At 48.1% G+C, this 339-nt stretch carries 2 tRNA genes; both read right to left on the minus strand.

What is annotated here, in order from left to right:
• Positions 1-149: 149 nt before the first annotated feature.
• Positions 150-225: transfer RNA gene (locus ACXPVS_RS27470), tRNA-Ala, on the minus strand.
• A gap of 30 nt (positions 226-255) precedes the next feature.
• A tRNA-Ile gene (locus ACXPVS_RS27475) sits at positions 256-332 on the minus strand.
• Between the last annotated feature and the right edge of the window lie 7 nt (positions 333-339).

Genomic DNA, 339 nt, shown 5'->3' on the forward strand with positions numbered 1-339 from the left:
CCGTTACCAGTGAAAGTAACGTCCAGTCTATCTTTCTATCACATACCCAAATTTTTAAAGAACGATCTAATCTTAAAGATCAGAAATCAACATTCACCATCATGCGATGGAATGCTCATTTCTAAGCTTTACAGGACAGAAGCAGTTAGTGGTGGAGCCAAACGGGATCGAACCGTTGACCTCCTGCGTGCAAGGCAGGCGCTCTCCCAGCTGAGCTATGGCCCCGTATTTCTACAGGCGTTTCCCACACAAAATTGGTGGGTCTGGGCAGATTCGAACTGCCGACCTCACCCTTATCAGGGGTGCGCTCTAACCAACTGAGCTACAGACCCAATTTCG

This window comes from Pseudomonas sp. Ma2-10 (assembly GCF_054330215.1).